At 61.8% G+C, this 26,070-nt stretch carries 22 protein-coding genes; 7 read left to right on the top strand and 15 right to left on the bottom strand.

All coding sequences use genetic code 11. From position 1 onward, the window contains the following. The first annotated feature begins 34 nt into the window (after positions 1-34). The gene (locus tag QQL79_RS19500; protein WP_284393706.1) at positions 35-448 is read left to right on the top strand and encodes a hypothetical protein; all 414 of its coding nucleotides are present in this window, start codon (positions 35-37) and stop codon (positions 446-448) included. A gap of 33 nt (positions 449-481) precedes the next feature. Here the strand turns inward: QQL79_RS19500 and QQL79_RS19495 are convergent, their stop codons facing one another. The 3 genes from QQL79_RS19495 to QQL79_RS19485 all read right to left on the bottom strand — a co-directional run bounded on the left by QQL79_RS19495 (position 482) and on the right by QQL79_RS19485 (position 3,749). Then, positions 482-1,549 carry a DUF4037 domain-containing protein gene (locus QQL79_RS19495; RefSeq protein ID WP_284393704.1) on the bottom strand — a complete coding sequence of 356 codons (1,068 nt, stop codon included), beginning with the start codon at positions 1,547-1,549 and terminating at the stop codon, positions 482-484. 113 nt (positions 1,550-1,662) lie between these two features. Continuing rightward, a complete protein-coding gene (gene pyk, locus QQL79_RS19490; RefSeq protein WP_284393703.1) occupies positions 1,663-3,102 on the bottom strand; it encodes a pyruvate kinase in 1,440 nt (479 codons plus the stop codon). Further along, the gene (locus QQL79_RS19485; protein ID WP_284393701.1) at positions 3,099-3,749 is read right to left on the bottom strand and encodes a DUF1036 domain-containing protein; all 651 of its coding nucleotides are present in this window, start codon (positions 3,747-3,749) and stop codon (positions 3,099-3,101) included. The genes pyk and QQL79_RS19485 overlap by 4 nt, the downstream gene beginning before the upstream one ends. 264 nt (positions 3,750-4,013) lie before the next feature. Here QQL79_RS19485 and QQL79_RS19480 point away from each other — a divergent pair, with 264 nt between their 5' ends. Then, on the top strand, positions 4,014-4,274 hold the full coding sequence (locus QQL79_RS19480; protein ID WP_284393699.1) for a DUF2312 domain-containing protein: 261 nt from the start codon (positions 4,014-4,016) through the stop codon (positions 4,272-4,274). Between the two features lie 168 nt (positions 4,275-4,442). Here QQL79_RS19480 and QQL79_RS19475 read toward each other — a convergent pair whose 3' ends face one another. Continuing rightward, positions 4,443-5,348 (bottom strand): AraC family transcriptional regulator, encoded by a 906-nt coding sequence (locus tag QQL79_RS19475; protein ID WP_284393697.1) that lies wholly within the window; start codon positions 5,346-5,348, stop codon positions 4,443-4,445. Between the two features lie 145 nt (positions 5,349-5,493). On the opposite strand from QQL79_RS19475, the gene QQL79_RS19470 reads away from it, so the two are divergent. Beyond that, entirely contained in the window at positions 5,494-6,237 is a 744-nt protein-coding gene (locus QQL79_RS19470; protein WP_284393695.1) for an SDR family oxidoreductase, read from the top strand. A gap of 77 nt (positions 6,238-6,314) precedes the next feature. Here the strand turns inward: QQL79_RS19470 and QQL79_RS19465 are convergent, their stop codons facing one another. After that, positions 6,315-6,920, bottom strand: coding sequence for a hypothetical protein (locus QQL79_RS19465; protein ID WP_284393693.1), 606 nt, complete (start codon positions 6,918-6,920; stop codon positions 6,315-6,317). Next, positions 6,904-8,142 carry a hypothetical protein gene (locus tag QQL79_RS19460; protein ID WP_284393691.1) on the bottom strand — a complete coding sequence of 413 codons (1,239 nt, stop codon included), beginning with the start codon at positions 8,140-8,142 and terminating at the stop codon, positions 6,904-6,906. Before QQL79_RS19460 ends, QQL79_RS19465 begins: the two co-directional genes overlap by 17 nt. 169 nt (positions 8,143-8,311) lie before the next feature. Here QQL79_RS19460 and QQL79_RS19455 point away from each other — a divergent pair, with 169 nt between their 5' ends. Continuing rightward, positions 8,312-9,451, top strand: a complete 1,140-nt coding sequence (locus QQL79_RS19455; RefSeq protein ID WP_284393689.1) for a glycosyltransferase family 2 protein — start codon at positions 8,312-8,314, stop codon at positions 9,449-9,451. A gap of 85 nt (positions 9,452-9,536) precedes the next feature. On the opposite strand, the gene dxs is transcribed toward QQL79_RS19455, so the two are convergent. From dxs to QQL79_RS19415, 8 genes are all read right to left on the bottom strand, one after another. After that, on the bottom strand, positions 9,537-11,468 hold the full coding sequence (dxs, locus tag QQL79_RS19450; protein ID WP_284393687.1) for a 1-deoxy-D-xylulose-5-phosphate synthase: 1,932 nt from the start codon (positions 11,466-11,468) through the stop codon (positions 9,537-9,539). Positions 11,469-11,614: 146 nt separating this feature from the next. Continuing rightward, on the bottom strand, positions 11,615-13,270 hold the full coding sequence (locus QQL79_RS19445; RefSeq protein ID WP_370461269.1) for a peptidoglycan L,D-endopeptidase MepK: 1,656 nt from the start codon (positions 13,268-13,270) through the stop codon (positions 11,615-11,617). A gap of 321 nt (positions 13,271-13,591) precedes the next feature. After that, the gene (locus QQL79_RS19440; RefSeq protein ID WP_284393686.1) at positions 13,592-15,286 is read right to left on the bottom strand and encodes a L,D-transpeptidase family protein; all 1,695 of its coding nucleotides are present in this window, start codon (positions 15,284-15,286) and stop codon (positions 13,592-13,594) included. A gap of 207 nt (positions 15,287-15,493) precedes the next feature. Beyond that, positions 15,494-16,549 (bottom strand): ABC transporter ATP-binding protein, encoded by a 1,056-nt coding sequence (locus QQL79_RS19435; protein WP_284393685.1) that lies wholly within the window; start codon positions 16,547-16,549, stop codon positions 15,494-15,496. After that, a complete protein-coding gene (locus QQL79_RS19430; protein ID WP_284393684.1) occupies positions 16,546-19,236 on the bottom strand; it encodes a DUF8487 domain-containing protein in 2,691 nt (896 codons plus the stop codon). Before QQL79_RS19430 ends, QQL79_RS19435 begins: the two co-directional genes overlap by 4 nt. Before the next feature lie 63 nt (positions 19,237-19,299). Continuing rightward, entirely contained in the window at positions 19,300-20,595 is a 1,296-nt protein-coding gene (locus QQL79_RS19425) for an ABC transporter substrate-binding protein (RefSeq protein ID WP_284393682.1), read from the bottom strand. 31 nt (positions 20,596-20,626) lie between these two features. Further along, positions 20,627-21,475 (bottom strand): carbohydrate ABC transporter permease, encoded by an 849-nt coding sequence (locus QQL79_RS19420; RefSeq protein ID WP_284393681.1) that lies wholly within the window; start codon positions 21,473-21,475, stop codon positions 20,627-20,629. After that, complete coding sequence (locus tag QQL79_RS19415) at positions 21,472-22,374, bottom strand: carbohydrate ABC transporter permease (RefSeq protein WP_284393680.1); 903 nt, start codon at positions 22,372-22,374, stop codon at positions 21,472-21,474. The genes QQL79_RS19420 and QQL79_RS19415 overlap by 4 nt, the downstream gene beginning before the upstream one ends. A gap of 136 nt (positions 22,375-22,510) precedes the next feature. On the opposite strand from QQL79_RS19415, the gene dgoD reads away from it, so the two are divergent. Genes dgoD through QQL79_RS19400 form a run of 3 tightly spaced genes read left to right on the top strand, consistent with a single transcriptional unit; the run spans position 22,511 to position 25,205 of the window. Next, complete coding sequence (gene dgoD / locus QQL79_RS19410; protein WP_284393679.1) at positions 22,511-23,683, top strand: galactonate dehydratase; 1,173 nt, start codon at positions 22,511-22,513, stop codon at positions 23,681-23,683. A gap of 2 nt (positions 23,684-23,685) precedes the next feature. Continuing rightward, a complete protein-coding gene (locus tag QQL79_RS19405) occupies positions 23,686-24,447 on the top strand; it encodes an SDR family oxidoreductase (RefSeq protein ID WP_284393678.1) in 762 nt (253 codons plus the stop codon). Positions 24,448-24,485: 38 nt separating this feature from the next. Next, the gene (locus tag QQL79_RS19400; RefSeq protein ID WP_284393676.1) at positions 24,486-25,205 is read left to right on the top strand and encodes a FadR/GntR family transcriptional regulator; all 720 of its coding nucleotides are present in this window, start codon (positions 24,486-24,488) and stop codon (positions 25,203-25,205) included. 19 nt (positions 25,206-25,224) lie between these two features. On the opposite strand, the gene QQL79_RS19395 is transcribed toward QQL79_RS19400, so the two are convergent. Further along, on the bottom strand, positions 25,225-26,001 hold the full coding sequence (locus QQL79_RS19395; RefSeq protein ID WP_284393674.1) for an IclR family transcriptional regulator: 777 nt from the start codon (positions 25,999-26,001) through the stop codon (positions 25,225-25,227). Positions 26,002-26,070: the final 69 nt, after the last annotated feature.

Below are 26,070 nucleotides of genomic sequence, written 5' to 3'. Positions count from 1 at the left end.
TTTTTCGCGAAGTTCCTGCTGCCGCGGAAAGCCGATGCGCCGTTCCCATACGATCAGCATCCAGATCGATTATCCCTGCGAGGCCGCCTACCGGTTTCTGTCGCAACCGCGCAATTATGGCGAATGGGCAGCGGTGGACAAGGCGAGCTATAAGCCTGTTGGCAGTGATGGCGACTGGCAGGCCGACACCCCCTTCGGCAAACGGCATTTCCGCTTCACGCCGGCCAATGCGTTCGGCGTGCTGGACCATGCCGTTTTCGTGCCGGGCGAACCCTTGCTCTATACGCCCATGCGCGTGGTGCCCAATGAAGGCGGCACGGAGCTGACCTTCATCTTCTACCAGCGGCCGGGCATGAGCGAGGCCGAATTCCTCTCGGCGGTGGAGTGGATCACTACGGATTTTCTGACGCTCAAGAGCCTGCTCGAGGCGCGGAGGAAGTCGGGATAGGGGCGCCTCGCCCTCCCACGCCGGTTTCGCCGATCAGCCATATAGCTGACGCATCATCCTGTGAGAGAGAGCGGGGTCCTGGAGCAGAGGGGTGAGGTCGCTGACCTGATCGAGAGAGCCGACAATCGGCAAATGCTTGATCGGGCTGTCCGATATCGCGGCACTCGTCGCTGCCACGGCATCGTCGGCATTGATGGTGGTAAAGGGTCGCTCGTGGTAGGGACCCACGATGGGCTCGAAGCTGATGGCGCCGATGCGGTTTTGATGGTGCGCTAGGTCCAGATAAGCCGCGGCGAGGGCATCCTGGCGCTCCGTCCATTCGCTTGCCTGCAATGCGCGTTGTAGGTGCGGCGTAAGGGATTGGGCAATGGGCAGCCGGGCGAAGCCGCTGCCGAACCATTTGGAATAGGGCGCGTAGCGCCGCTCGAGCAGGAAGCCCATGCGCATCACGTCGCGTGCCAGCCGCGCGGCGACGACGCGTGAGCCGAGGTCGTCTCCCACCTGCCCGGCGCGGCCGACAAAGGCCTGTTCTTCGGCAATGCGCCCCCACTGACAGGCGATTTTGTAGAGCCAGACATTGCGTGGATAATAGGCTAGGCGATCCCGCGCCTGGCCTAAGCGGTTGTCATCATCATGGAACACAGCGCCCGAGGTAAAGGCGAGCAGCATTTGTTCGGCAAAGCCAAGCCATTGCAGATCGTTGAGATCGTCTAGGGAGCGCAGGGCGAAGTGGCTCTCAAGGCGCGCTTCGAGCGTATGAAACTCCAACCCATGCTCCCACGCCCCTGCGGCTTCGACGCCATTGGCCGGCGGATGGGGCCGGCTGCGCCAGCCAATGGGCTCGCCATGATAGCTGGGTGGTGCGATCCTGGAAAAGTCCTCGACCAGCCGGCGGGCATGAAGATCGAACTGCGCCTGGGTCACCATGATGTGGACGCGTGGTCCCCAATTGTGGTCCTTGGATACTTCATCGTCAAAGCCCAAAAGCTCCGAGCCATAGCCGATCAAGGCCGCCGAATAGTGAAGGTGCGGTGCAACCTGGCTCAGCCAGGGTCGAACGATATCGGCATAAAAACCACGTGACAGCTCAATGCCCTGCATGCCTTCCTCCCCTGGTCGCGATGCGCGGGTGATTGGATCACAGCTGGTTGTGCGGGGCCAATAAAAAGGCCCGCGCCTGGCGGGCCTTTTCCAATGTGGGTGGTTGGCGGCGCCTAGCTGGAGCCGGCGCCGTCCTGGCGGACGAAGGCGATGCGCAGCATGTTCGTAGCGCCCGGCGTGCCCAGGGGGATGCCGGCGGTGATAGCCACGCGGTCGCCAGGGCGGGCAAAGCCCTCCTGATAGGCGATGACGCAGGCGCGATCCACCATGTCTTCGAGGCTGACCGCATCTTCGGTCTGCACGCAATGGACGCCCCAGACCACCGACATGCGGCGGATGGTGCGCATATTGGGCGAGAGCACAATGATGGGCTTGGTAGGCCGTTCGCGGGCGGCGCGGATACCGGTGGAGCCCGAGGCGGTATAGGTGACGATGGCGGCCAGATCGAGCGTTTCGGCAACCTGGCGGGTGGCGGCCGAGATGGCGTCGGCGGCAGTTGCCTCCGGCTCGGTCTGGGCGGCGCGGATGATGCCGCGATAATTGGCATCGCTTTCGACGGCCACGGCCACCTTGTTCATGGTGGAGACCGCTTCGACCGGATATTGGCCCGAGGCGGATTCGGCCGAGAGCATGATGGCGTCGGCGCCTTCGAACACGGCGATCGACACGTCGGAAACTTCGGCGCGGGTCGGGACCGGCGAGGTGATCATGGATTCGAGCATCTGGGTGGCCACGACCACCGGCTTGCCATAGCGGCGGGCCATGCGGATCATGCGCTTTTGCAGGCCCGGCACGGTTTCGAGCGGCAGCTCGACGCCCAGATCGCCGCGCGCCACCATGATGGCGTCGGAGAGCTTGACGATTTCCTCGAGGCGATCGATGGCCTGGGGCTTTTCGATCTTGGCCATGACGCCGGCGCGGCCCTGCACGATCTTGCGGACATCGATGATGTCTTCGGGGCGCTGCACGAAGGAGAGGGCGATCCAGTCCGCCTCGGCCTTGAGACCTTCGATAAGATCGGCATGGTCCTTTTCGGTCAGTGCGCCGACCGGCAGGAGGGTGTCGGGCAGCGAGACGCCCTTCTTGTCGGAGAGCTTGCCGCCATAGATGACTTCGGTCTCGATGGCGCCATTGCCGACCTTGGTGGCCTTGAGCTGCAGCTTGCCATCGTCGAGCAACAGACGATCGCCAACCGAGACGCTCTCGATGATTTCGGGATGGGGCAGGTAGACGCGCTCGGTATTGCCCTTGTCGTCATTATGGCTGTCGAGCGTGAATTTCTGCCCGGCCACGAGCTGTACGGCGCCTTCGGCGAATTTCCAGACGCGGAGCTTGGGGCCCTGCAGATCGACCAGGATGCCCAGGGGATGCTTGAGGCGGGCTTCAACGCTGCGAATGCGCGCGACCGTCTGGTGCAGCAGATCGTGGCTGGCATGGCTCATATTGATGCGGAAGACGTCGGCGCCGGCCTTGGCCAGTTCCTCGATCATCTTCTCGTCGTGGCTGGCAGGCCCGAGGGTGGCAAGGATCTTTGCCCGTCTCATGCGTCTCATTGCGTATCCATGCCTTCGCTACTAGGTGCATCCGGAGGGGGAGCGTTGTCCGGACTGGGGATGTCGTCCTGCGGTGGGGCTGCGTTCACATCGTTCGGATCGACCAGAAATGTGGGATCTTCCAGATCTTCTTCGCTGCCGGGTGCGACAACCGACGGATCGACACCGCTCTCGGTGAGCTGCAAAGTCCAATCCGTACGGTTCTGCGTATCGATTTCAAAGAACCCCGTGCGCTCATAGCCTCGCGCCAGGCAATCCTCAACCCCAAAGATGGTGAAGGTCTCGTCACGCGTGCACATGAATACCGAACCATCCCAGGCGCCACCGCCGATATCATCGACTGCGAACATGTAATAAAAGCGACGCTGCAGATCGCCCTGGTAGAGCACGCGACAATCGCCGGGCGGGGCCTGCCACCAGCCCTCGCTCATCCAGCCGCGATCAGCCCGATAGCCGATGGCCACCGACACCAGATTGGCGGTTTGATTACAGATGCGCAGATCGGCCTTTGCCGGCAGGGCAAAGAAGGCGAGGCTTGAAAGCGTCGCCCCGACCAGGGTTAGACCGAGACGGAGAGTTCGCAAGAGCGTGCCGGAAATCATCGGGAAAAACGTGCCTGTTTGATAACAAGGTGATCGCAAGGTCAATGGCTAAAGCCGCGATTTGACGGAATTGCGGGCGCTGAACGGGCCAGACTCGCAAGGATGTGACCGCATTGCGGCAACCAGGCATTTACAAGCCCGTCCTGGGTGTGGATTGGGCGACAAAAGGCTTGAACCGGAGCGGGCTCTGGGTTTGAACCAAACCCAACGCCGCGCGCCCTGCGCGGCCGATTGTTTTTGTTTCCGCGGCATGGTCGCGGAACCGGGCAGGCGGCCTCGCACTGCCCTTTTAGCCAAGAGGACCGATTAATGGCCGAAGACAGCGTTGCCCAGGACCAGCTCCGCGCATTCATCGAACGCATCGAGCGGATGGAAGAAGAAAAGTCAGCGATCGCTGCCGATATCAAGGAAATCTATGCCGAGGCCAAGGGCAATGGCTTCGATACCAAGATCCTGCGCAAGATCGTGGCCATCCGCAAGCAGGACGCCAATGAGCGCATGGAGCAGGAAGCCCTGCTCGAGCTCTATATGAGCGCGCTGGGCATGGTGGCTGCGCCGCCCGAGGATTGATTGGTGGGGTGAGGCTGGTGGTTTGGGGCGCGCCATTCGAGCGCAGCACTCATGGCCTTCTCACCCTGATCATACTTCTGAACGAGGAATGATCTGTCCTTCTCCCACCGGGGGCGAGGGTTGGCTTCGAGCTTGACCCAGCGCTGGACCTTTTCCTCTCGCCTTGTTTCAGCCAAGAGCCGATAGCGGCGGCCTGCGCAGATTGGTGCGCAGGGCAGCGGCGTCCTGGCTGGGCGGGGAGCCGAACTGGCGGCGGTACTCGCGGCTGAACTGGGACGCGCTTTCGTAGCCCACGCGGAAACCAATTCCAGTCACATCGTTTGGATGAGCGGCGAGCAGTAGCCGCGCCTCCTGCAGCCTGATCTGCTTCTGGAACTGGATGGGGCTCATGGCGGTGGTCGCCTGAAAGTTCCGATAGAAGGCAGAAACGCTCATCCCGACAAATTCGGCGACATCTTCCACGCGGAAGGTCTGGGCATAGTGCTCGCGAATCCAACGGATCGCCCGGGCGATGTGGCTCAGCCGGCTATCGGCAAGACCCAGATGGCGCACGGCGGCCCCCTGCTCACCGACAATCAGCCGCCACAGGATTTCGCGTTTGATCATCGGGGCGAGCACGGCAATGTCACCTGGACAGTCGAGCAGACGCAGCAGACGCATGATAGCATCGAGCAGGTCGGCAGATGCGCTGCTGACAGCCATGCTCGAGGGCGTATTGACGCTCAGCAGGGGGAGGCTGCCCGCCGGCGCCTGCAGCAAGAGTTCGGCGATGCTGGCGGGTTGCAGCAGCAGGCCGAATCCCAGTGCCGGGTATTGTGGGCTTGCATCGAGATATTGACCCGTGATCGGCAGGTCGAGCGAGGCGATAAGATATTGGCCGGTGCGATACTCATAGAGGCGATTGCCCAGACCGATCCGCTTGCCACCTTGCACGATCAGCGCCATCACCGTGCCCGACATGGATGTCTCCTGCTCGGAGCCTTCCTGCCGGGCAATCATGACACCATCAATGGGCGTGCTCATGTCCTGCCTGACGTGGCGCAGGATTAGTGCCCGCAATTCCTCCAAGTACATTCGCTGTTCCTCCTAATGGTCAATTTTCTCAAGGATAAGAGGATTAGGCAAGTAGTCGGGAGCGCCGTTCTAACGCTTCGAGGGATGGGAGTGCTGTGATGTTGGCATGGCGATCAGACGTCGCCACCAACTGAAAGGAACTTCCATGAAGACCGTTATGATCACCGGCTGTTCATCCGGCTATGGGCTTGAAACAGCCCGCCACTTCCTCGCCCAGGGCTGGGCCGTCGTCGCGACCATGCGCAAACCGCGTGAAGATGTGCTCCCCCAATCCGAACATCTTCGCGTCATTGCGCTCGATGTCACCGATGCCCAGAGCATTGCGGTCGCGCTGGCAAGCGCCGGGCCTATCGATGCCCTGGTGAACAATGCCGGCATTGGTGTCGTCGGTGCCTTCGAAGCAACGCCCATGAGCTTTGTCCGGAAGGTATTCGACACCAATACTTTCGGCGTGATGGCCATGACGCAGGCCGTGCTGCCACAGTTCCGTGAGCGGAAATCGGGTGTCGTGGTGAATGTGACCTCCAGCGTCACATTGGCACCCATGCCCTTGGCGGCGGCCTATACCGCCAGCAAGATGGCAATCGAGGGGTTCACGGGATCGCTGGCGCACGAACTTGGCGCCTTCAACATCCGCGCCAAGCTGGTCGAGCCGGGATATGGCCCGAGCACGCGTTTCACCCAGAATACCGAGTTCAAGGTCGATGAGCTGATCCCCGAACCGTATCAAGGGTTTGCGCGCCCGATCTTTGCCGCCTTCGCCAATCCGGTTATGGTCACGAAGGAAACGGACGTCGCCGAAGCGGTGTGGCAGGCCGTTCACGACAGTTCGGGGCAGCTCCGATTTCCAGCTGGCCCCGATGCCGTTGCGTTGGCCCAGGTGAGCTGAAGCCGCGGGAGGGGGTGGCATTCCACTGAGCCGCCCCTTCCCCGTCGTAGGAGAAGTGCCCGCAGGCGGAGGGGGCCTTAGCGAAAGTTTGCCGGCGTCAAACTTGCCATGACCAGTTTGATCGAGCGTTTGCGGACGTTGGACTGGCCGGGGCTGGTGGTGACGGCGTTGGGCAGGTCGAGAAGGATGTCGGCACGGCCATTGACGATGGCGCGGGCAGGCAGCGGGAAGGTGAAGCGGCTGGTCTTGCCTGGGGTGACCATGGCCGTTCCCAGATTTACGCCATTGGCCGAGACGGCGACGGTCTGTTGACGCGGGCCGGGCAGGGTTACGCCGGTCAATTCCAATGTCAGCGTCAAATCTTCACCGGGTGCGGCAAAGGCGAGCCGGGCGCTCTCGCCGAGGGCATGCATGCCATCGCCCGTGGGGCCTTCCCAGCCGCAAGGCAGCAGCTCGCGGGTATTGGAACCTCCGGAGCGGAAATCGATCTGGGTGCCGAGGGTGTAGGCGCCGCTGACAGGCTGGGCGAAGCAAGTGGTGGTCTTGTCGATGTAATAGGCCTGATAGTCCGGCGGGACATTGGGATGGAGCATCAGCCAGACGACAGCTAGCTCGCCCAGGGCGATGGTCGCCGCCAGGCCATAGATGGGCATGGCCCAGGGGCTATCAGACCAGCGCAACATTGCCTCCGAACCAGGCGAGCGTGGTGGTATAGGCGCCCAGGAGGATGGCCAGGAGGCTCAGCCAGAACAGCCAGCGATGGCGAGCGAGCAGGGTCATCAGCGTGATGGTGAGCGGGGTCAGCGCCGTCATGAAGCGGAGCATGGAGGCAAGGCCCGCCGCCAGCGGAATGAGAATGGCCAAAAGGCAAAAGAGCGCTGCGGGCCATTGCCGGCGCCAGGCAAGGACGCCCGTGAGCACCAGCCCCGAGGCAGCCGCGATCGCCAGGACTTGCGAGCTGGAAGGCGCCCAGCCTTCGTCAGGCAGTTTGCCAAAGCCCTGCCAGAGATAGGTCAGGGGATTGGCAATGGTGCGGGCCCAGGCGCGTTGCACATGGCTGAAGGCGAGAGCGTCGCCCATCCAGAAATGGAGGAAGGCCATATAGGCAAAAAGGCCCAGCGGGGCGACGAAGAGGGCGAGGACCAGTTGCGGATTGCCCAACAAAGCGGGGATTGCGCCGCGCCAGGTGCCGGTATTGCGGCGATAGTCGAGCAGGGCTTGCAGGCCGATGGCGAGCGAAGCGAAGACGCCGACAATGCGGGTGGCTGAGAGGATTGATGCGGCGACGCCGGCGCTGAGATAGCGCGCGCGGTTGAGCTGGGCGAAGACCAAAGTGGTCATCAGCACATAGAGCGGCTCGGTGAAGAAGCTGGTGAAATAGAACGAGACCGGGCCGCTCAGCATGAAGGCGGCATAAAGCGCATAGGCGTGGCGGTCGCGGCCGAGCAAGGGCCAGGCGGCGAGCACGGCCGCATAGGTGGTGACCAGCGAGACCAGGCCTGCCGTGACGATGGTGGGGAAGGGCAGGAGCGCGCGGACGCCGCCCACCAGCATAGGGAAGGCGGGAAAGAATGCCCAATTGCCAGCATTGATGCGGCCGGGCACCGGATAGCGATCATAGCCGGTTTCGGCCATCTTGACGTACCAGCTGCAATCCCAGCGGCAAAGCTCGTCAAAATATTGGTCTATGCCGGCATCGGGCAGGGCGGTGCGGAAGGCGAGGTAGCGCAGGAGGAGGCCCGAGAGCAGGAACACCAGCGGCAGCAGGAGGAGATAAAGCAAGGTGCGCGATTTGGGGCTGTCGAGGGCGCCGGTTGCCGGCAATGCAATGGTGGCCTCTACCGGCACGGGCGTCGCGGTAGCTCCCAGAAGGTTATCGGCGCTGCGGTTCTCGAAAATCGCCATCGGCTCACCCTGCAAGGCAACTCAAGATTGGTTGACATAAATCCATGCGTGGGGACATCTGCGTCAATTGCAAGGCAGCCATCCAATATTTGCGTGCAACCAAAGTGTCATCTCGTGCTTTGTAGCGCCTTGCGGGTGGTGGTATAAAATTAAGCAACAGGTAACACCCATGTCGGTTGGCCCCGCTATCGAGACTTCTGCGGCACAGATCTCCAGTTTCAGCCCTGCCCAATTGGCGGTGATTGTTCCCAGCTATAACGAGCGGGGCAATATCGAGCTGCTTTACGAGAAGCTGGCAATCGCCCTGGGCGACACCGCCTGGGAAATGATCGTCGTCGACGACAATAGCCCCGATGGCACGGCCGACGTTGTCAATGAGCTTTCCCGCGTTTACGCCAATGTGCGCTGCCTGCGCCGTTTTGGACGGCGGGGCCTGGCTTCGGCCTGTATTGAAGGCATGGCCGTGACCTCGGCGCCCTATGTGGCGGTGATCGATGCCGATCTGCAGCATGATGAGGCTATTCTGCCCAAAATGCTGGAAGAGGCGCTGAATGGGGCTGACCTGGTGATCGGGTCGCGCTTTATCGGCGGCGGTTCGGCCGGGGATGGATTGAGCAAGACGCGGCTATCGGGCAGCCAATTGGCGACCAAGCTGGCGGTGATGATTGCCGGGCAGGATGTGAGCGACCCGATGAGCGGGTTCTTCTTGATGCGGCGCGACGCGGCGCTCAAGGCCGCGCCGAAGCTGGCCAGCGACGGCTTCAAGATTCTGATCGACCTGATCGTGACTTCGGCGCGGATGGGCAGCCCGCTCAAAATTGCCGAGGTGCCCTATGTGTTCCGGCCGCGCCACGCGGGCGAGAGCAAGATGAACCCGCTCATCGTCATCCAATATCTGGGGCTGTGGTTCTCCAAGCTCACCGGGGGCGTGCTGCCGCCGAGCTTTTTGCTGTTCGGCCTGGTGGGCGGCACGGGTGTCGTCGTGCATCTGGCGAGCCTGTGGCTCTTTACCTCGGCGATTGGCGCCAATTTCGTGGTGTCGCAGGTGGCGGCCACGTTGATCGCCATGACGTGGAATTTCTTCCTCAACAACAATTTGACCTATGCCGACCGCAAGCTGCATGGCTTCAAGCTGATCACCGGGTTGATCGGGTTCTGCGGTATCTGCGCGCTGGGTGGCATTGCCAATATTTCGGTGGCCAATGCCATCTATCAGGCCAATCACCAGACCTTTATCGCCGGGCTGTCGGGCGCGATCATGAGCTCGGTGTTCAATTACGCCGTGACGCGGGCGTTTACCTGGAAGTAGGCGGGGAGATCGGAGTACCCCCCTCCTAGCCTCCCCCTGATAGGGAGAGGGACTGGCCGGTGGGTGGCCGCAGCAATAAGCCTGCTTAGCTGATCTGGGCCATGGCTGCCGCCATGGCGGCTTCGTCGTAGCCTAATGTGGTGAGGGCGGTGGCGACGATGCCGGCACGGTCGAGGCCCGCGGCGGCGTACATGTCGGCCTGGGTTGCGTGCTCGTCGAAGCGATCGGGTATCATCAGCGGGCGGAAGCGGAGCTTGCCGTCGAGCAGGCCGTTGCTGGCGAGGAATGTCGCGACATGGCTGCCGAAGCCGCCAACGGCGCCTTCTTCGGTAGTCAGCAGCACGTCATGGGTGCCGGCGAGGCGGGCAATCAGGTCTTCGTCGAGGGGTTTGAGGAACCGCGCATCGGCAATGGTGGGGTTAAGGCCCAGGGCCGCCAGCTTGTCGGCGGCGGCGAGGACTTCGCCCAGGCGCGTGCCGTAGCTCAGGATGGCGATCGTCGCGCCCTGGCGGACGATGCGGCCCTTGCCGATGGGCAAGACCTGGCCGCGGGCGGGCATATCCACACCCAAGCCCTCGCCACGCGGATAGCGGAAGGCGATAGGGCCGTTGTCGTAAGCGGCAGCGGTCGCCACCATGTGGCGCAGCTCGGCTTCGTCGGCCGCCGCCATGTGCACCATGCCCGGAATGGCCCCGAGATAGGCGCTGTCGTAATTGCCGGCATGGGTAGGGCCGTCAGCGCCGACAAAGCCGGCCCGGTCGATGGCGAAGCGCACCGGCAGATGCTGGATGGCCACGTCATGCACGACCTGATCGTAGGCGCGCTGCAGGAAGGTGGAGTAGATGGCGCAGAACGGGCGCATGCCTTCACTGGCAAGGCCCGCGGCGAAGGTCACCGCATGCTGCTCGGCAATACCGACATCGAAGACGCGTGTGGGATGGACCTCGCCAAATTTGTCGAGGCCGGTGCCTGAGGGCATGGCGGCATTGATGGCGACGATGCGCGGATCGTCATTGGCTTCCTGGATCAGGCTTTCGGCAAAGACCGAGGTATAGGACGGGGCATTGCTGACCGCTTTGGCCTGGGCGCCGGTGATGACGTTGAATTTGGAGACGCCGTGATATTTGTCATCGGCATCTTCGGCCGGGGCATAGCCCTTGCCCTTCTTGGTGACGACGTGAACCAGGATCGGGCCTTCGGCGGCATCGCGGACATTGTCCAGAATGGGCAGAAGGTGATCCAGATTATGTCCGTCGATCGGGCCGACATAGTAGAAGCCGAGTTCCTCGAACAGGGTGCCGCCGGTGAAGAAGGAACGGGCGAATTCCTCGGTGCGGCGGGCCGGTTCGTGGAGGAACGGGGGCAGCTTGCTGACCAGGTTTTTGGCCGCCTCGCGGGTGCCGCGATAAACGGGGCCAGAGACCAGGCGCGCGAGATAGGCGCTGAGCGCGCCGGTGGGCGGGGCGATGGACATGTCATTGTCATTGAGGATGACAATGAGCCGGGCATCCATGGCACCGGCATTATTCATGGCCTCATAGGCCATGCCGGCCGACATGGCGCCGTCGCCGATGACGGCCACCACATTGCGCGGATTGCCCTGCAGGTCACTGGCCACGGCCATGCCAAGGCCGGCCGAAATCGAGGTGGAGGAATGGCCCGCGCCAAAGGGATCGTATTCGCTTTCGGCACGGCGGGTGAAACCGGAAAGGCCATTCTTCTGGCGCAGGGTGCGGATGCGGTCGCGGCGGCCGGTCAGGATCTTGTGCGGATAGGCCTGGTGGCCGACATCCCAGATGATGCGGTCATGGGGGGTATCGAAGGCGGCATGCAGCGCCACTGTCAGCTCGATAACACCCAGGGCCGAGCCCAGATGGCCACCGGTGACCGAGACCGCGTCGATCACTTCGGCCCGCAATTCGTCGGCCAGCTGGCGTAGCTCGGCACGCGGCAAGGCGCGCAGATCGGCAGGTGTGTTGACTTTATCGAGGAGCGGGGTCGAGGGGCGGTCGGCCAAGCGGCAATCCTTCGCCAGAAACGGCAATACATGAACTCTTTAGGCCTGCTGCAATGGCTTTGCAACATGGCCATGGCGCCAGCCGGAACCGGCTGGCGAGGAGCGATAGGGGCCCATCTTGCCCGAAATGAGGCTTTGCCCAGGGCTTAATTGGTGGCCGTGGCGGGCGGGACGATCACGAAACTGGAATGGCTGGGAACAGCGGCGAAATCGCCCACACTCATGGTCGCGACATATTTGCCCATTTCGGTGGCCGGATCGAAATCGGCCTCGTCGTGGTTGAAGATCACGGCGAAATGGTCCGAGCTCATGGTCGAGGGCGCGGTGAAGATCTCCGCGACATGCTCGAGATCGGGAGCAATGAGATCGGGCTGGCGCATGCCTCCGGTCGGCGCAGCCTTGGCCAGATGATCGGCCAATGCTGCGGCCACAGGGGCGCTATTGCTCTGCTCGGCGGAGCCGAAGGTGCCAGAGAAGAAGCCCGCCAGGGCGGCGGTGGCCGGATCTGCACCAAGCGAAGCCGTGCGCAGGCCGGTGGCTGAAGTCAGCGGGGGCAGGCGATTGGCCGGCTGGGGCGGCACGGCGGCGGTGACCGTAGTGTCGCGCTCGATGATATTTTCGAGGGCCCGCTGCGCATCCGGGTTTGGCGCAAGATAGGCGGTGACCCCTTCAGGCGGCTCGGACATGATGAGGCGCGGCTGGGGGATTGGCGCGGTGAGGGCGGCGAGCGCCGTGACCGCATCGCCCGAGGGCAGCGCGGAGGCGGTGGCCACGCGCAGGGTTTCGGATTTCGTGACCGGCATGGGCGCCAGGGTCTCGGGCAGCAATTCGGCTGCATCGAGCGGGGCGCTGCCCCTGGTCGAGAACGGAATGGCGCCGGGAGCGGCGGGCTGGGGGGCGATGTCGGCCACGGCCACGGCGGTTGGTGCGCCGCCCAGATCGGCCGGACGCATCATGGGGATGGGCGCTGCGGCGGGCATTGCCGCCTGCTGCGGTGCAACGGCGGCAACCTGGACGGGTGCAGCGGCGGCGGCCGGCACGGGCTGGCTATTATTGTCGCCGCCAAAAATCATGTCCATCAGCGTGCGGCCATTGCCGCCGCTATTGCTGGCGACACGGGTGCCCGAATTGCCGCCATTGCAGGGATAGGCGTGGCATTGCTTCCACTCGGCCATGGCGACCTGATAGCCCTCCTGCGATAGCGGTTTGCCATCGGTGGGCAGGTGCATGGTGCGGCCGTCGGGGAACAGGTCCTTGAGCTGAGCCCGTGTCATGCGCGGCCAGGCGCGGACCGAGCCGGTATCGAGATGCACGAAGGGGCTGCCCGAAGTGGGGTAGAAGCCGACGCCGCCGACCTGCTTGCGCATGGCGACGGCCCGCAGCTTGGACAGGGGAATGCCGGGAATGAAGAAATCCATGGCGTGGCCCTTGGTGTGCTGAGAATTTTCAGCAACGCCGGATGAACTCGCGCGCAGCATTTCATTGGTCTTGGGCGAGCGGTAGGCCGAGACCACGTTGATGGGCTGGCTGGCGCCCACTTCCTGATAGACTTCCCAAATCAGATCGAAGAGGCGCGGATCCATGCGTGCCGGCTCGTTGCGGCGCCAATCGCGCAGGAAGCGGTTCAGCTCGTTGAGGCCGGACTGCACATATTGCCCATTACGCTTGAAGACGATGCGGGCCGTTTCCTTGGTGTGGGTATAATAGAGATAGAGGGCACGCTCAGTGGCGGCGTGGGCCGGAACCACAGCCTGCGGCAGGATCACAGAAATGCTCATAAGGGCGGCGACAAACGCACGCACAATATGGTTCCGTATCAAAAGGTAAGTCCCCGTCACGCCAAACTCTGCCCGGTTGATTGCCAGTTGTCGTCCGACATTAGCGTCAAAATCGCTCGATTTTATTAACGCTAACGAGATGTCAAATGGCCCGCCAACGGACCCATGCACGGCTCTGTTATTACGAGGAAAACCCGGCTGAACCAAGGCGAAATTGTAAAGCGGGGGTTAAGAGGTGGCGGCAGGAGGCGGAGGCTTCCTCGTCCGGTCAGGCCGTGAACCGAGGGCTCTATAGGGGCGAGGGGAGCCTCCGTCCCATGCGATAGAGCGCGGCTCCTTGCAGTCTCAGGGAGATAGCGTCGTATCGGCCGGGGCGGCGTCGGCGATGATGGGGGTGGGGGTGGCGTCGCCCAGTCCCATGGCCTTGATCAGCTTAGCATTGTGGCCATAGACGTCGGCGTAGGAGCGCAATTCGCCATCGGCGCTCACACGCACCGTGAAATAGGCCAGATGCACGGGCACCTGGCGTTCCGGGTTCACCCAGCGCTCGGAAGGGCCGAACATGGCTTCGAGCGAGGCGCGATCGATATTGGTTTCGTTGGCGGTGAGAGCAGCGGCAAATTCCATGGGGTTCTGCACGCGCACACAGCCATGGCTGGCCGCCCGGAAGGCCCGGTTGAAGAGGCCCTTGGACGGGGTATCGTGCAGATAGACGTCGTGCTTGTTGGGGAACAGGAATTTGATCTGGCCCAGCGAATTGCCCGGACCAGGCTTTTGCCGCACGCGGAAGGGGAAAGTGTCGCCCACTGCGGCCCAATTGACCTGATAGGCGCTGACCACATTGCCCTGATAGATCAATTCCATGTTCTGGCTGGCGATATAGCCGGGATTGGCGCGGGTCTTGGGGGCGATCTCGTTGCGGATGATCGAGGAGGGGACGTTCCAATAAGGATTGACCACGATGTGGCGGATATTGTCCGAGAAGACCGGGGTCTGGTTCTTGGTGCTGCCCACGACAACGCGGGTGCCATAGGTCTCTGCCCCATCGCGATTGATGGTGAGGCGGTATTCGGGAATATTGACGAAAACGTTGAACTGGCCGAGATCGCGCGGCATCCAGCGCCAGCGTTCCATATTGGCCAGGATGTCTTCGCGCGTGACGGGGACGCCGCCATTAAGCGCGGTGAGCGTGGCCGGGCCGAGCACACCATCGTCCTCGAGGCCCGCGCCGAGCTGGAAGGTCTTGATCGCGGCAACCAGTGCATCGTCATAAACGAGGCCGTCAATGGCCGGCAGTTCGAGCCGTTGGCGCAATATGGGCACGCGCGGATCATTCATGCCGGGCTTGAGGGTCTTGCCGGTGGCAATGGTGATGGGGCGGTCGGCCGGGGCGGCATCGAAACTTGCCAGCCTGGCCTTGAGCGCCAGGAATTCGGGATGGGTCGGCTCAAGCTTGGCGAGCACGGCCGCCGGATCGTCGCTGGTGGCCAATTCCAGCATCAGCGCCGACTGGTCGAGCTGCTTGGGCTGGATATCGAGATTGGGATCGATCGAGAGCGGCTCGATGCGGCCGGTATAGATATGGGTGGCATAGCGCATGGTGGCCGCCGAAAAGGCGGTTTCGAGCGCCGCCATCTTGGCCGGGTCGCTGCCGACCGAATTCACGTCGAGCGCGGGCGTGAGATAATCCGAGGGGCGCAGGCCCTCGCTGGCGGCGGCGCCGAACAGCTTCATGATCTTCTGGGCGGCGGCGGAATAGGCCACGGCACCGTCGGGACCCTCGGTCAGCCAGATCGGCTCGAAATGACGGGCGCCGTAGAAGAAGTAGAGCTTTTGGGCTTCGCGATAGGCCTGGGAAGCCTCGGGCGCGCCATAATAGGCGGCGGCAAGCTCCGATTTGATGGTGCGCCCCAGATCAGACTGGGCGGGCGCAATCACCACCGGGGTTACCGCCAGGCTCGCAATATCCTGGGCACGAGCGGGCAAAGCACTGCCAACGCCGGCGAGGGCGGCGAGGAGGTAAACCGTAATCCTGTTCATGCGAGCTCCATGCACGGCGATGCTAGGCCGCGCCTAACACCCGATTCGGCCGGCGGCGGGGCACTACGAGCAATACCTTGCAAATCTTAACGGGAGCAATTGCTCGCAAAGTTGTGAGCAGGTTTTGTGGCGCGGACGCAACGTATTTGCCGGTCAGCTAAGCTTTAAAGTCATCGCTGCGTTCCGATTTGGAATGGTGAGGTTGGCTCACCGCAGGCGGGCGCCGCCGGCATCGAAAAACAGGATGTCGCTGAGGTCGACCTGCACCTGAAGGGTCTGGCCGTCGCGTGCGCGCAGCTTGCCGCGCTGCTCGACCAAGACCTCCTGTCCCTCAGGCAGGCGACCATAGACGATGGAGCTTGCCCCCAGATTCTCGACCACATCGACTGATACATCAAATGCGACGGTGTCGCCCATTGCTTCGAATTGTTCCGGCCTGATCCCAATCGTCACAGCGCCCTTGGGCAAGATGCTTTCCAGAGCAGGCTTAAAGCGGGTTTCTCCGATCTGGACCGTTTCGCCATCGGACTGGGCATCGAGGAGGTTCATCCGGGGTGAGCCAATGAAACCGGCGACGAAGGTGTTGTCGGGGTCGGTATAGAGGGCACTGGGTGTGCCCACCTGCTCGATCAGGCCGGCCCGGAGCACCACGATCTTATCGGCCAGCGTCATCGCCTCAACCTGATCGTGGGTAACGTAGATCATGGTCGAACCCAGTTCGCGGTGCAGCTTGGCGATTTCCACCCGCATGGCGACGCGAAGCTCGGCATCCAGGTTCGACAATGGCTCGTCGAACAGGAAGGCCTTCGGCTGCCGCACGATTGCACGGCCAATCGCCACGCGCTGGCGCTGGCCGCCTGAAAGTTGAGCGGGCTTGCGGTCGAGCAGGCTGTCCAATTGCAGGATGCTTGCTGCTTCCAGAACGCGCTTTTCGGTTTCGCTCTTGGAGGTCCCGGTCATGCGCAAGCCGAAGCTCATGTTCCCGCGAACAGTCATATGCGGATAGAGCGCATAGGACTGGAAGACCATGGCGAGCCCTCTTGCCGAGGGCTCGATGTCGTTGACGACCTTGGTGCCGATTTCCACCGTGCCGGCGGTAATGTCCTCAAGCCCGGCAATCATGCGCAGCAGGGTGGACTTTCCGCAGCCCGATGGGCCGACGAAGACGCAAAACTCGCCCTCCTCGACCTTGAGGTCCACGCCGTGGATAACGGGTGTGGCGCCGTAGGTCTTGCGGACATCGTTGAGGACGATTGCACTCATGCTTTGACCCTTTCCCACCAGGCAAGGACTTCATTCGCGGGGACTTGCGGAACCGAGGCAGCGCCACCGGCGACATAGGAAGACAATGCGGCACGCAGCTTGGCGCTTACGAGCCGCTGGTCCAGCCCGCTTTCGATATCGACGGCGCTGAGGATCAGCCTTCCCTTGCCGATCTGGATCTCGGCCAGGAGTGCCAGGTCGCGGTTCCTGTTCCAGTCGTCGATGACTCGAATGAGATGGCGTGCCGGCAGGCCGCTGACGTCGAATGCCCGGCGACCGTAGGTCAATTCCCATTCGTGCCAGCTGCTGTGCTCCAGGGCCGGGAAGCTGACAAACACGGGGTGGTCGAGATCGTTGATCAGCCCCAGCGTATGGGGAGGCTGATCGCGGGTCCAAAGCGTGTTCCAGAACAGCACCGTATGCCCCAGTTCGGCATTCGGTTTGATGCTTTCCGGGCCCGGCGAGAACACCAGGGTTGCCCCGTTTTCGACCTTGGCCAGCACCTCGGCATCGAGAGAATGGACGATATCCAATGGCGTGACACCGTTTCCGGCAAGCACCGCCAGTTCATAGCGATTGGCATAGCCATTGCCCGAAAGGCGGATTTCATAGAGCCCGTCGGCAAGACCCGCGGTCGGAATCTCGACCGAGCCGATATCATGCAGCAAACCGGTTGCCAGTGCCTGGGCCGGCAGCGAGTATTCCCTATGCTGGCTACCATCCCTTGCAACCAGCCGCACCGTCACCGTTCCGGCCGGCAAGGTGCCGGCGCCGAAATGGGCAATCTGCAGATCGGCCGAGAATGTATCGCCCTGTCGCGTGACAAAACCATCGGCACGCAACAGCGGCACGGTGGGGGCGCAGAACTCGTTGAACTGTTCCGGGCTCACATAGGGCTTCTCGTCCCAGAATGCGTCCACCACGCCGACCAATGCGGTGCCCTGGCCGGAAAAGTCCTGCAGGCCAAGAAGCTGGAAGCCGGCAAAATCTGGGGTACGCAACGCTGCTTCGACGTCTTCCTTGTAAAGCATCGTCTGGAGCGCGCCGCTGTTGCGCATGAAGCTGTCGGACAGCTCAAGCAGGCCCTTCGATGCCAGATCGTCGCGAACCTGGATGAAGTTACGCGCCTCCAGCACACCGGTATATTTAGATATTTCCTTGAGGTCGGGATAAACGCACCATTGGCCGATTTCGTGGCTGACCAGGGCCATGGGGACCATCTGCACCCATTCGCTCCAGTCTGTCCGAGTTTCGAGCGGCCGCGCATTGAGGCGGCTCTGCATGCCTTCGTCCCAGCGATGGCTGCGGGGGTCGGGTTTGCTGATATATTGGGCCCGCTCCGTTGTCGGCCAGCCCGAGCCGCCATTGTAGATGCGGCGATCATCCTCTGCCTTCCAGTCTTCAACGAAGCGTTCGAGGAAGACGTGCATGCGCCCGCCATAAACCTCGTTGCCGACGGTAAGCATCATGAAGCTGGGGTGATTGCCGTACTCGTCGACGATACGCTCCGCCTCGACACGGATGTAGCGGTCCAACGCGGGGTCGGTGCCAAGGAATGCCCAGATCGGCGTTTCGACATGCAGGATCAGGCCAAGCTCGTCGGCCACTTCGAATGCCGCCTTGGGCGGGCAGTAGGAGTGGAACCGGATATGATTGAGCCCATATGCCTTGGCTGTTCCCATCGCCTTGCGCCAGCCCTCGCGATCGGTTGGCGGGTAGCCGGTCAGCGGGAAGATGGAACAGTCGAGCGTGCCGCGAAGGAAAATCCGGCGGCCGTTGAGCAGAATGTGACGGCCCTGCGTGGTGATGGAACGTATACCGAAATCGGTCTCGGTTCGATCGAGAACCTCCCCATCGCGTACCCATTCAACCACGAGGTGATGGGTGACCGGATCGAATTCGTCCCAGATGCGTGCATTTTCGGGCAGCTCGGTTTCAACCTCGACATGGGTGAGTGAGGACGTAATGGCGACCTTGCTTTCCACCACGATGTCGCCACCACTGGTCACCTTGAACGTGAGGCGAGCGACATCGTCATGCCCGGCCTTCCAAAAGGTGGGCCACAGGTTGTCGGTGTCATAGCCCTCGAGGTCGAATGTCACACGAACGGAGCGCGTTGGCGCAAAGACTTTGAGCTTGGCAATGCCGGCAGCCTGCGATTGCAGCTCGATACGGCCGACAACGCCGTTCCAGTTGGTTTGGGTGTGGTCCGATTTGGAGTGGGCGACATCCGGATTGCGCGGCAGGTGCGGATCGCCCACGGCCTCGAAACGCCCGTTATCTATCAAGAGCGTCAACACGTGCTCTCCGGCGCCGAGCTTTCCGAGGAAGAACCGGTTCGGGGTCGAGAGGCTTTCGTCACGTCCCGTCTTGAGCCCGTCTACAAAGGCGTCGATCTGACCATGTGGGCGCTCCAGGAACAACCAGTGGAATTGATCCGCCTTATCTTCGGCGATGGTGATCGTGCGTTGATACCAGGCCTTGCCGACATAGGGATTTTTGCGGCTCAGATAGGCCATCGTCGTCGTCGTGGTCAGCGGAGTCTTCTCCGCTTCGTCGATGCTGCCGGGGAGATTGATCGTGTCCGAATAGGCCGCGCTGGGCGCGGCCCAGTATGTTTCTTGCCGTTCCCCCTTGGGATCGAGCGCGAAGGACCAGGTACCGGAAAGATCTTGGCTGGTGAGCATTGAGCAATTCTCTTGAAACGGATGGAAATTTGAGGCGGCAGCATGAGCCGCCGCCCGGATCGACTAGAGGCGCGCAGCGACTTCGGTCTTGGCCTGCTCAAGCGCTTCTTCGGGCGTAGCGACGCCCTGGACGATGTTGTTGACAGCCGTTTCCACGGCGTCGCTGACGATATTGTCGTCCTGGTTGAGCGTGGACGGGATCAGGTTGGCCTGGATATCGGCGAAGACCTCGTTGACGTTCTGGCCGCCGTAATAAGGATCCTGGAAATTGATCCAGTCGGTCGAGCCGGCTGCGGTCCAGGCTGGGTACAGGTCGTCGTTCTGATACTGCTGCTGCAGGCTGACGCCGTCCGTCACGACCCAGGAAATGAAGGCCCAGGCTGCTTCCTTGTTTTGTGATGTTTCCAGAATGCCAATGTGGTCTCCGCCCGCATTGAACGAGCGGTTGCCCGTTTCATCGGCCGGTGCCGAGGCAACGCCCCACTTGCCTGCATCGTCCGGTGCGAAAGCGCGCTTGAGTAGTCCGCCGAACCAGTTGCCGGACATAATGGTGGCAATCTGCCCGCGGCCGAACGCGCCCTGCCATTCGGGCGACCACATTGTGAAGGGAGAGATCAGACCCGCATCGGCGGCCTGATCTACCTTGGTCAGCGCCTCAATCACGATCGGATTGTCCAACTGCAGGTTGCCTTCGGTATCGAACCAACTGACGCCGCGTTGAGCCATCATGGTCGAGACGATTTCCATGCCATTGGCGATCAGCCAACGTTCGTTGGGCTTCACCACCTTCTGTCCTTCGGTGATGAACGCGTCCCAATCGGCAAAGATCGCCTCTACTTCCGCCGGTTCGGTCGCCAGACCCGCTTCCTCGAAAATGTCACGGCGATAGAAGAGACCGCCCGGGCCGGTATGCTTGGGCAGGGCGACGATTTTGCCATCGGGCCTGGTGACGTTGGCAGCGGCAAAGGGCGCGAACTGGCTCATCAGTTCGTCGGCATTGTACGGATCTTGCGCCAGATCGACCCATTGGGGCCGTTCGCGCAATAGCGCCAGTACGCCGATCTCGATCATTGCCACGTCCGGGCCCGAATTGCTCAGAAGGGCGCGCTGGACCGTGTTGAGATACTGGTTATCGGCGTTGGGGAAACCCTGCACCTCTACTTTGATATTAGGGTAGGCCTCGTTGAAGGACGGCAGCAACGCCGCAAAGGTGCGATCGTTGTTGGGCCAGGTCCAGACAGTGATCGTTCCCGACGTATCGGCACTGGGGCGGTACGGTTCGGCGTCCTGAGCCAATGCTGTCGATGCCAGGGCAAGTCCCGCCAAGGCCGACAGAATGGTCGTGGTAGTCATTTGCATGAGAGTTCCCTCCTCGAACTGGTTTCCGCAGTCATGATTTGACCGCGCCGGATGTCAGCCCTGCTATGAATTCGCGGCTTAGCAGGGCGAACAGGATGAACACCGGCACCAGGCCCATCAGCGTTGAAAGCATGACGGCAGGGGTGTCGGAGTAATGGGTGGTCGAAAGCGTCGTGAGCGCCAGAGGCACGGTGAACTTTGTACCGTCGCCCAGCACGACCAGTGGCAGTTGAAATTCGTTCCAGGTGCCGATCAGGGTCCAGACCGCAAGCGCGGCCAGTCCGGGGCGGATGATTGGAATGACCACCAGGAAGAAGGTCGCAAAGCCCTTCGCACCGTCCATCTCCGCGGCCTCATAGAGCTCGCGAGGAACGGCTGACCCGATGTACGTGTACATCCAGATCACCCCAAAACCCGATGCGACTGCCGGTACGATCAGGGGCCAGAACGTGTTCAGCCAGCCGATCCAGCCCATCTGCAGGAAGAAGGGGATCAGTGCAAGCGAGGGAGGGAAGAACAAGGTGGCGAAGGTTGCTGCCAGCAGGAAGCCGCGGCCGGGAGCCCGAACGTAACGTGCGAAGCCATAGCCAGCCAGCGCACTGACCAGCACAAGACCTATGGTCTTGGGAACGGCCACCAGGAGGCTGTTGATGATAGGGCGGAACGGGGGGAAGACCTGCTCGATGCGAGAATAGTTGTCCAGCAGCGAATTGCCGAACCACAGCGGAGGCGGAAACTGGAAAACTTCGCTCAGCGTCCTGGTTGCAAATACGGCCGTCCAGTAGAGCGGCAGGATGAAGACCAGCGACAGCAGGAACAGCCCCGCCGTAACCATCAGATTGAACCGGCGTTCGCGATTGGCGAGCAGCTTGAGCATCATGAAATCCCCAGGCGGCGGTTGACGACGCGGCTGAGCAAGGTGAAGCCAACTACAGCGGCGAAGAGGTACCAGCTGACGGCTGCGCCAAGGCCGAAATCGAACTGCATGAAGGCCGTGGCATAGAGATACATGCCCAGCGTGGTGGTGGAGTCATTAGTGCCGCCCTGGCCCTGCGTAAGCACATAGGGCTCGTCGAACATCTGCAGGCCGCCCAGTGTCGCCATCACGATCGAAAAGGCAATCGAAGGCATCAGCAATGGCAGGGTGATGCGGGAGAAGATGGCCCAACGGCTGACGCCTTCCATGCGGGCGGCTTCGTAGATGTCGCGCGGGATCGACTGCAGACCGGCAAGGAAGATCACCATATGCCAGCCCGTCCAGCGCCACACGACAAGCAGCACGACCAGGGGTTTGATCCAGGTTTCTGATGCAATCCAGTTGAAATAGCTGGGTTGGCCCTGCACAGCCCCAACCAGCATATTCACCAGCCCGCCGTTCGATGTGAAGAAAACGCGCAGGATGATGGCGGCAATGGCCGGTGCCACCAGCAGGGGCAGAAGAAAGACCAGGCGGAAATAGGTTCGGCCGCCCAGAACGTACTCATTAATCAGCACCGCCAGCGCTAGGGCGAGGCCCACCGTGAAGAGAGTGGACCAGAACCAAAGGTAGATCGTGTTCCAGATCGCCTTCTGGAAAACCGGGTCTCCCAAAGCCCTCGTATAGTTGGCGAGACCAACAAAACTCGGATCGCTGAAGCCGTCCCAATCGGACAGGCCGAGATAGAAGGAGAAAGCGACAGGGAAAATGGAGAACGCCAGGAAAACCAGGAAAAACGGCGCGATGGACGCGTAGAAAGCGCGGTTCTTGCGCAGGCCCGCCCAAGTGGAAGTTGATGCCATTCACGCTCCTCCTCGGCCGTTTTAATAATCTGATGATTAAATATCGTCAATAAGACAAATGAGCGGTTATACGCCTTGACAGCAGCTTTGACGGCCTTCAGAGATTTAAATAATCAGATTATAGGTCCGCTCACATATGAAGATAACCGCAATCACCACCCGCGTGGTCAACGCGGAGATGCGCAATTGGGTGTTCGTGAAGGTCGAGACCGACGAGCCGGGGCTTTTCGGGTGGGGAGAGGCGACGCTCGAGTGGAAGACCCGGGCCGTCGTTGGGGCGATCGAAGATTTGTCGCCCTTGCTGATCGGTCGAGATCCGCGCGATATCGAGCAGGCCTATCGCGCCATGACCAAGCAAAGTTTCTGGCGGCTGGGCGCTGTCGGAATGAGTGCCGTTTCCGGCATCGAGCTCGCTCTCTGGGACATTTTGGGCAAGCACCTCGACGTTCCGGTATGGCGGCTGCTCGGCGGCAAGGTGCGCGATAAGGTCGGCGTCTATACCCACCTCGGGATGGGCGACATGAGAGCCGTATATGAAACGGATTCGGTCGATCCGCTCGTCGAGCGCGCCATCGAGGTGGTTGAGAATGGCTACAAGGCGTTCAAGGCGGTCTTTGTGCCTTATACCCACTATCACGCCCCATTGCTCCAGGTGGACAAGGTCGCCCGAATGATGGAGGCGATGCGTGCTGCCGTCGGCAACGATATCGAGATCATGGTGGACTTCCATGGCCGACCTGCATCGGCCGGCGCTGCCCTGGCGTATATCGACGCTCTCGCACCCGGTCGCCCGATGTTCATCGAAGAGCCTGTGCCGCCAGGAGATTTCCAGAGTCTCGCCAATCTGGCCGGCCGGACCAATGTGCCTCTGGCAACGGGCGAGCGGCTCATCGATCGGAACGAGTTTGACGCCCTGTTCAATACGGGGGCGATCGACATCGTCCAGCCCGACATATGCCACTGCGGCGGGCTCATGGAAGCCAAGAAGATAGCGGCTCGTGCCGAGGCACTGGGGATCGGCGTGGCGCCGCATAATCCCCTCGGCCCGATCGCTGGGGTGGCTGCGCTCCACTTCGCCGTCTCGACCCCGAACCATGTCATCCAGGAGGAAATGGTCGGAGCCGTGCCTTGGTATTTCGACGTGGTGCAGGGACCGATACGTCGCGTGGACGGCTTCTGGCAGGTACCTGAGGCGCCGGGCCTCGGCATCGTGGTCGATGAGGCCGAGTGCGCCAAGCATCCCTATGCCCAGGAAGTGCTGCACACACAGAATGCCGTGCTGGGCGATGGCACGATCGTGGATTGGTAGACATGCGTCTGAACGACAAGATTGCAATCATTACCGGGGCCGGGCGCGGCATCGGCGCGGCCATTGCCGAGGCCTTCCATCGTGAGGGCGCCAAAGTCGTCATCGCCGAGCGCGATGCTACTACCGGTCGGGCGACCGCCGCCGGGTTGGGGGACAACGCCCTGTTCGTCGAGACCGATGTGACCGATCAAGCATCGGTCGATGCCACCATCGCGGCTACGACCGAGCGCTTCGGCCGCATCGACATTCTGGTCAACAATGCCGGTATCAACGTCTTCCACGAGCCGCTGGAGACCACCGACGCGGAATGGGCGCGCTGCATGGCGGTCGATCTCGAAGGGGTGTGGCGCATGTCCCGCGCCGTGCTGCCAACCATGCTGGATGGCCGCGGCGGCAGTATCATCAACATCGCCTCCTCCCATAGCTCGACGATTATTCCCGGCACCTTTCCCTACCCCGTCGCCAAGCACGGTCTTTTGGGACTGACCAGATCGTTGGGGATCGAGTATGCAGCGCGCGGTGTCCGCGTGAATGCGATCGCGCCCGGCTACATCGAGACCGATCTGGCGATCCAGTACTGGGATACTTTTCCGGACCCGGACGCCGAACGCCAAAGGACCTATGATCTGCATCCGCCGCGCCGCATCGGCAAACCGGAGGAAGTCGCGATGACCGCCGTCTTCCTTGCCAGCGATGAGGCGCCCTTCATCAACGCCACCTCCATTGCCATCGACGGTGGGCGATCGGTACTTTACCACGAGTAATCTGGTCCCACGCCCGCCTCGCACATAGGGAACGTTCTGTGTCACTGATCGAGACGACCAAGCCGCTGCTCAAGCCTCGCGTGCATCGTCATGTCGTCAAGACTTTGGCGCAGCGAATCCTGGGAAACGAGTTTGCCCCCGGCACCGTTCTGCCGCCGGAACCCGAATTGTGCGAAACTTTCAACATCAGTCGAAGCGCGGTGCGCGAGGCCATCAAGGTTCTCGACAGCAAGGGCATGGTGTCCACCAAGCCGCGTACCGGCACTGTCGTTCGTGCCCGTGAAGAATGGAACCTGCTCGACCCTGACGTTCTCGCCTGGTCCATCGAACTGAAACCAAGCGCCGAGCTGGTTCTGAGCCTCATCGAAGCGCGGCAGGTCATCGAGCCGGCAGCAGCCCGCTTCGCCGCGCTACGGGCTACCGCCGCCGATATCGCGCCGATGGAGGATGCTTTCGCGCGCATGGAACGCTTCAAGGCCGCGCTCGACTTCGAGGCGTTCAACAAGGCCGATATCGATTTTCATACCGCCCTGCTGCGCGCTAGCCGGAACATCGTCTTCCAGCAGCTGTCCAATACCATCGGAGCGGCGCTGGCCTATTCGTTCCGCCTGACGATTTCGCGTGCAAGAGAGCCAGGTGCGTCCTTGCCGAACCATGGCGAAGTCATCGAGCGGATACGCCTGCGTGACAGCGTCGGAGCTTTTGAGGCCATGACACGGCTTCTGCACATTGCGATCGTCGACGTCGGCCTACAATAGACGTGGCGTTTTGGGCGTTTTAGGGCCCGGTTGGATAGGTGTTCGCGCCCATGGCTCGAGACAGGCCTTGTGCTGCCTCCAGGACCATACGGCCAATAGTGCCGACACGATCATTGGGGATACGGGCAGGGGTGCCGGATACCGAAATCGCACAGACGACTTCGTCCCGACCATCATACACGGCGGCCGCGACGCATCTGACGCCGACGCGATATTCTTCGTCGTCGATGGAAAAGCCATCCAGCTTGATGCAGCCGAGTTGATATTCCAGATCTGTCGGTGTGGTGATGGTCTTTGCCGTCACGCGACGCATGCCGCTGCGACGGATGAGCGTCCTCACCTCATCTTCCGGATATGACGAGAGCACGGCCTTGCCCATGCCCGAGGCAAAGAGCGGTGTGCGCCCGCCGATGGTGGATATGGAGCGGTTGATTTCGCGGCTCTGGATCTGGTTGACCAGTACGATTTCATGATCCTCGACGATGCCAAGATTGGCGGTTTCGTGTGTCTTGTCGCGAAGGGTCTTGAGAAAGGGCAGCGCGGCGGCGACGAAGTTTCTGTCGCGCGTGAAGGCGTTGCCAACGGCGAATGCGCCTCGCCCGATATGCCACAGATTGTCTTTTGTGGAGAACTGGACGAAGTGGCGCTGTTCCAGTGTCGTCAGCAGCCGGTGCACGGTTGTAAGCGACAGCTGGGTTACCCTGGCGAGATCGGTCAACCGCTTACCGCCCCCCTCGCGGCCAAGGGCCTCCATAATCGTCATCGCCCGATCGACCGACTGGACGCGGCCGCTCAAGTCCTTCTCCATCTGGCTTTCCTCCCAGCACCAGCGAGACGATTTTTCGTTTCTCACAGGCTATCATTT

It is taken from the genome of Devosia yakushimensis (assembly GCF_030159855.1).
Taxonomy (GTDB): Bacteria; Pseudomonadota; Alphaproteobacteria; order Rhizobiales; family Devosiaceae; genus Devosia; species Devosia yakushimensis.
This window is presented reverse-complemented; position numbering and strand designations above follow the sequence as displayed.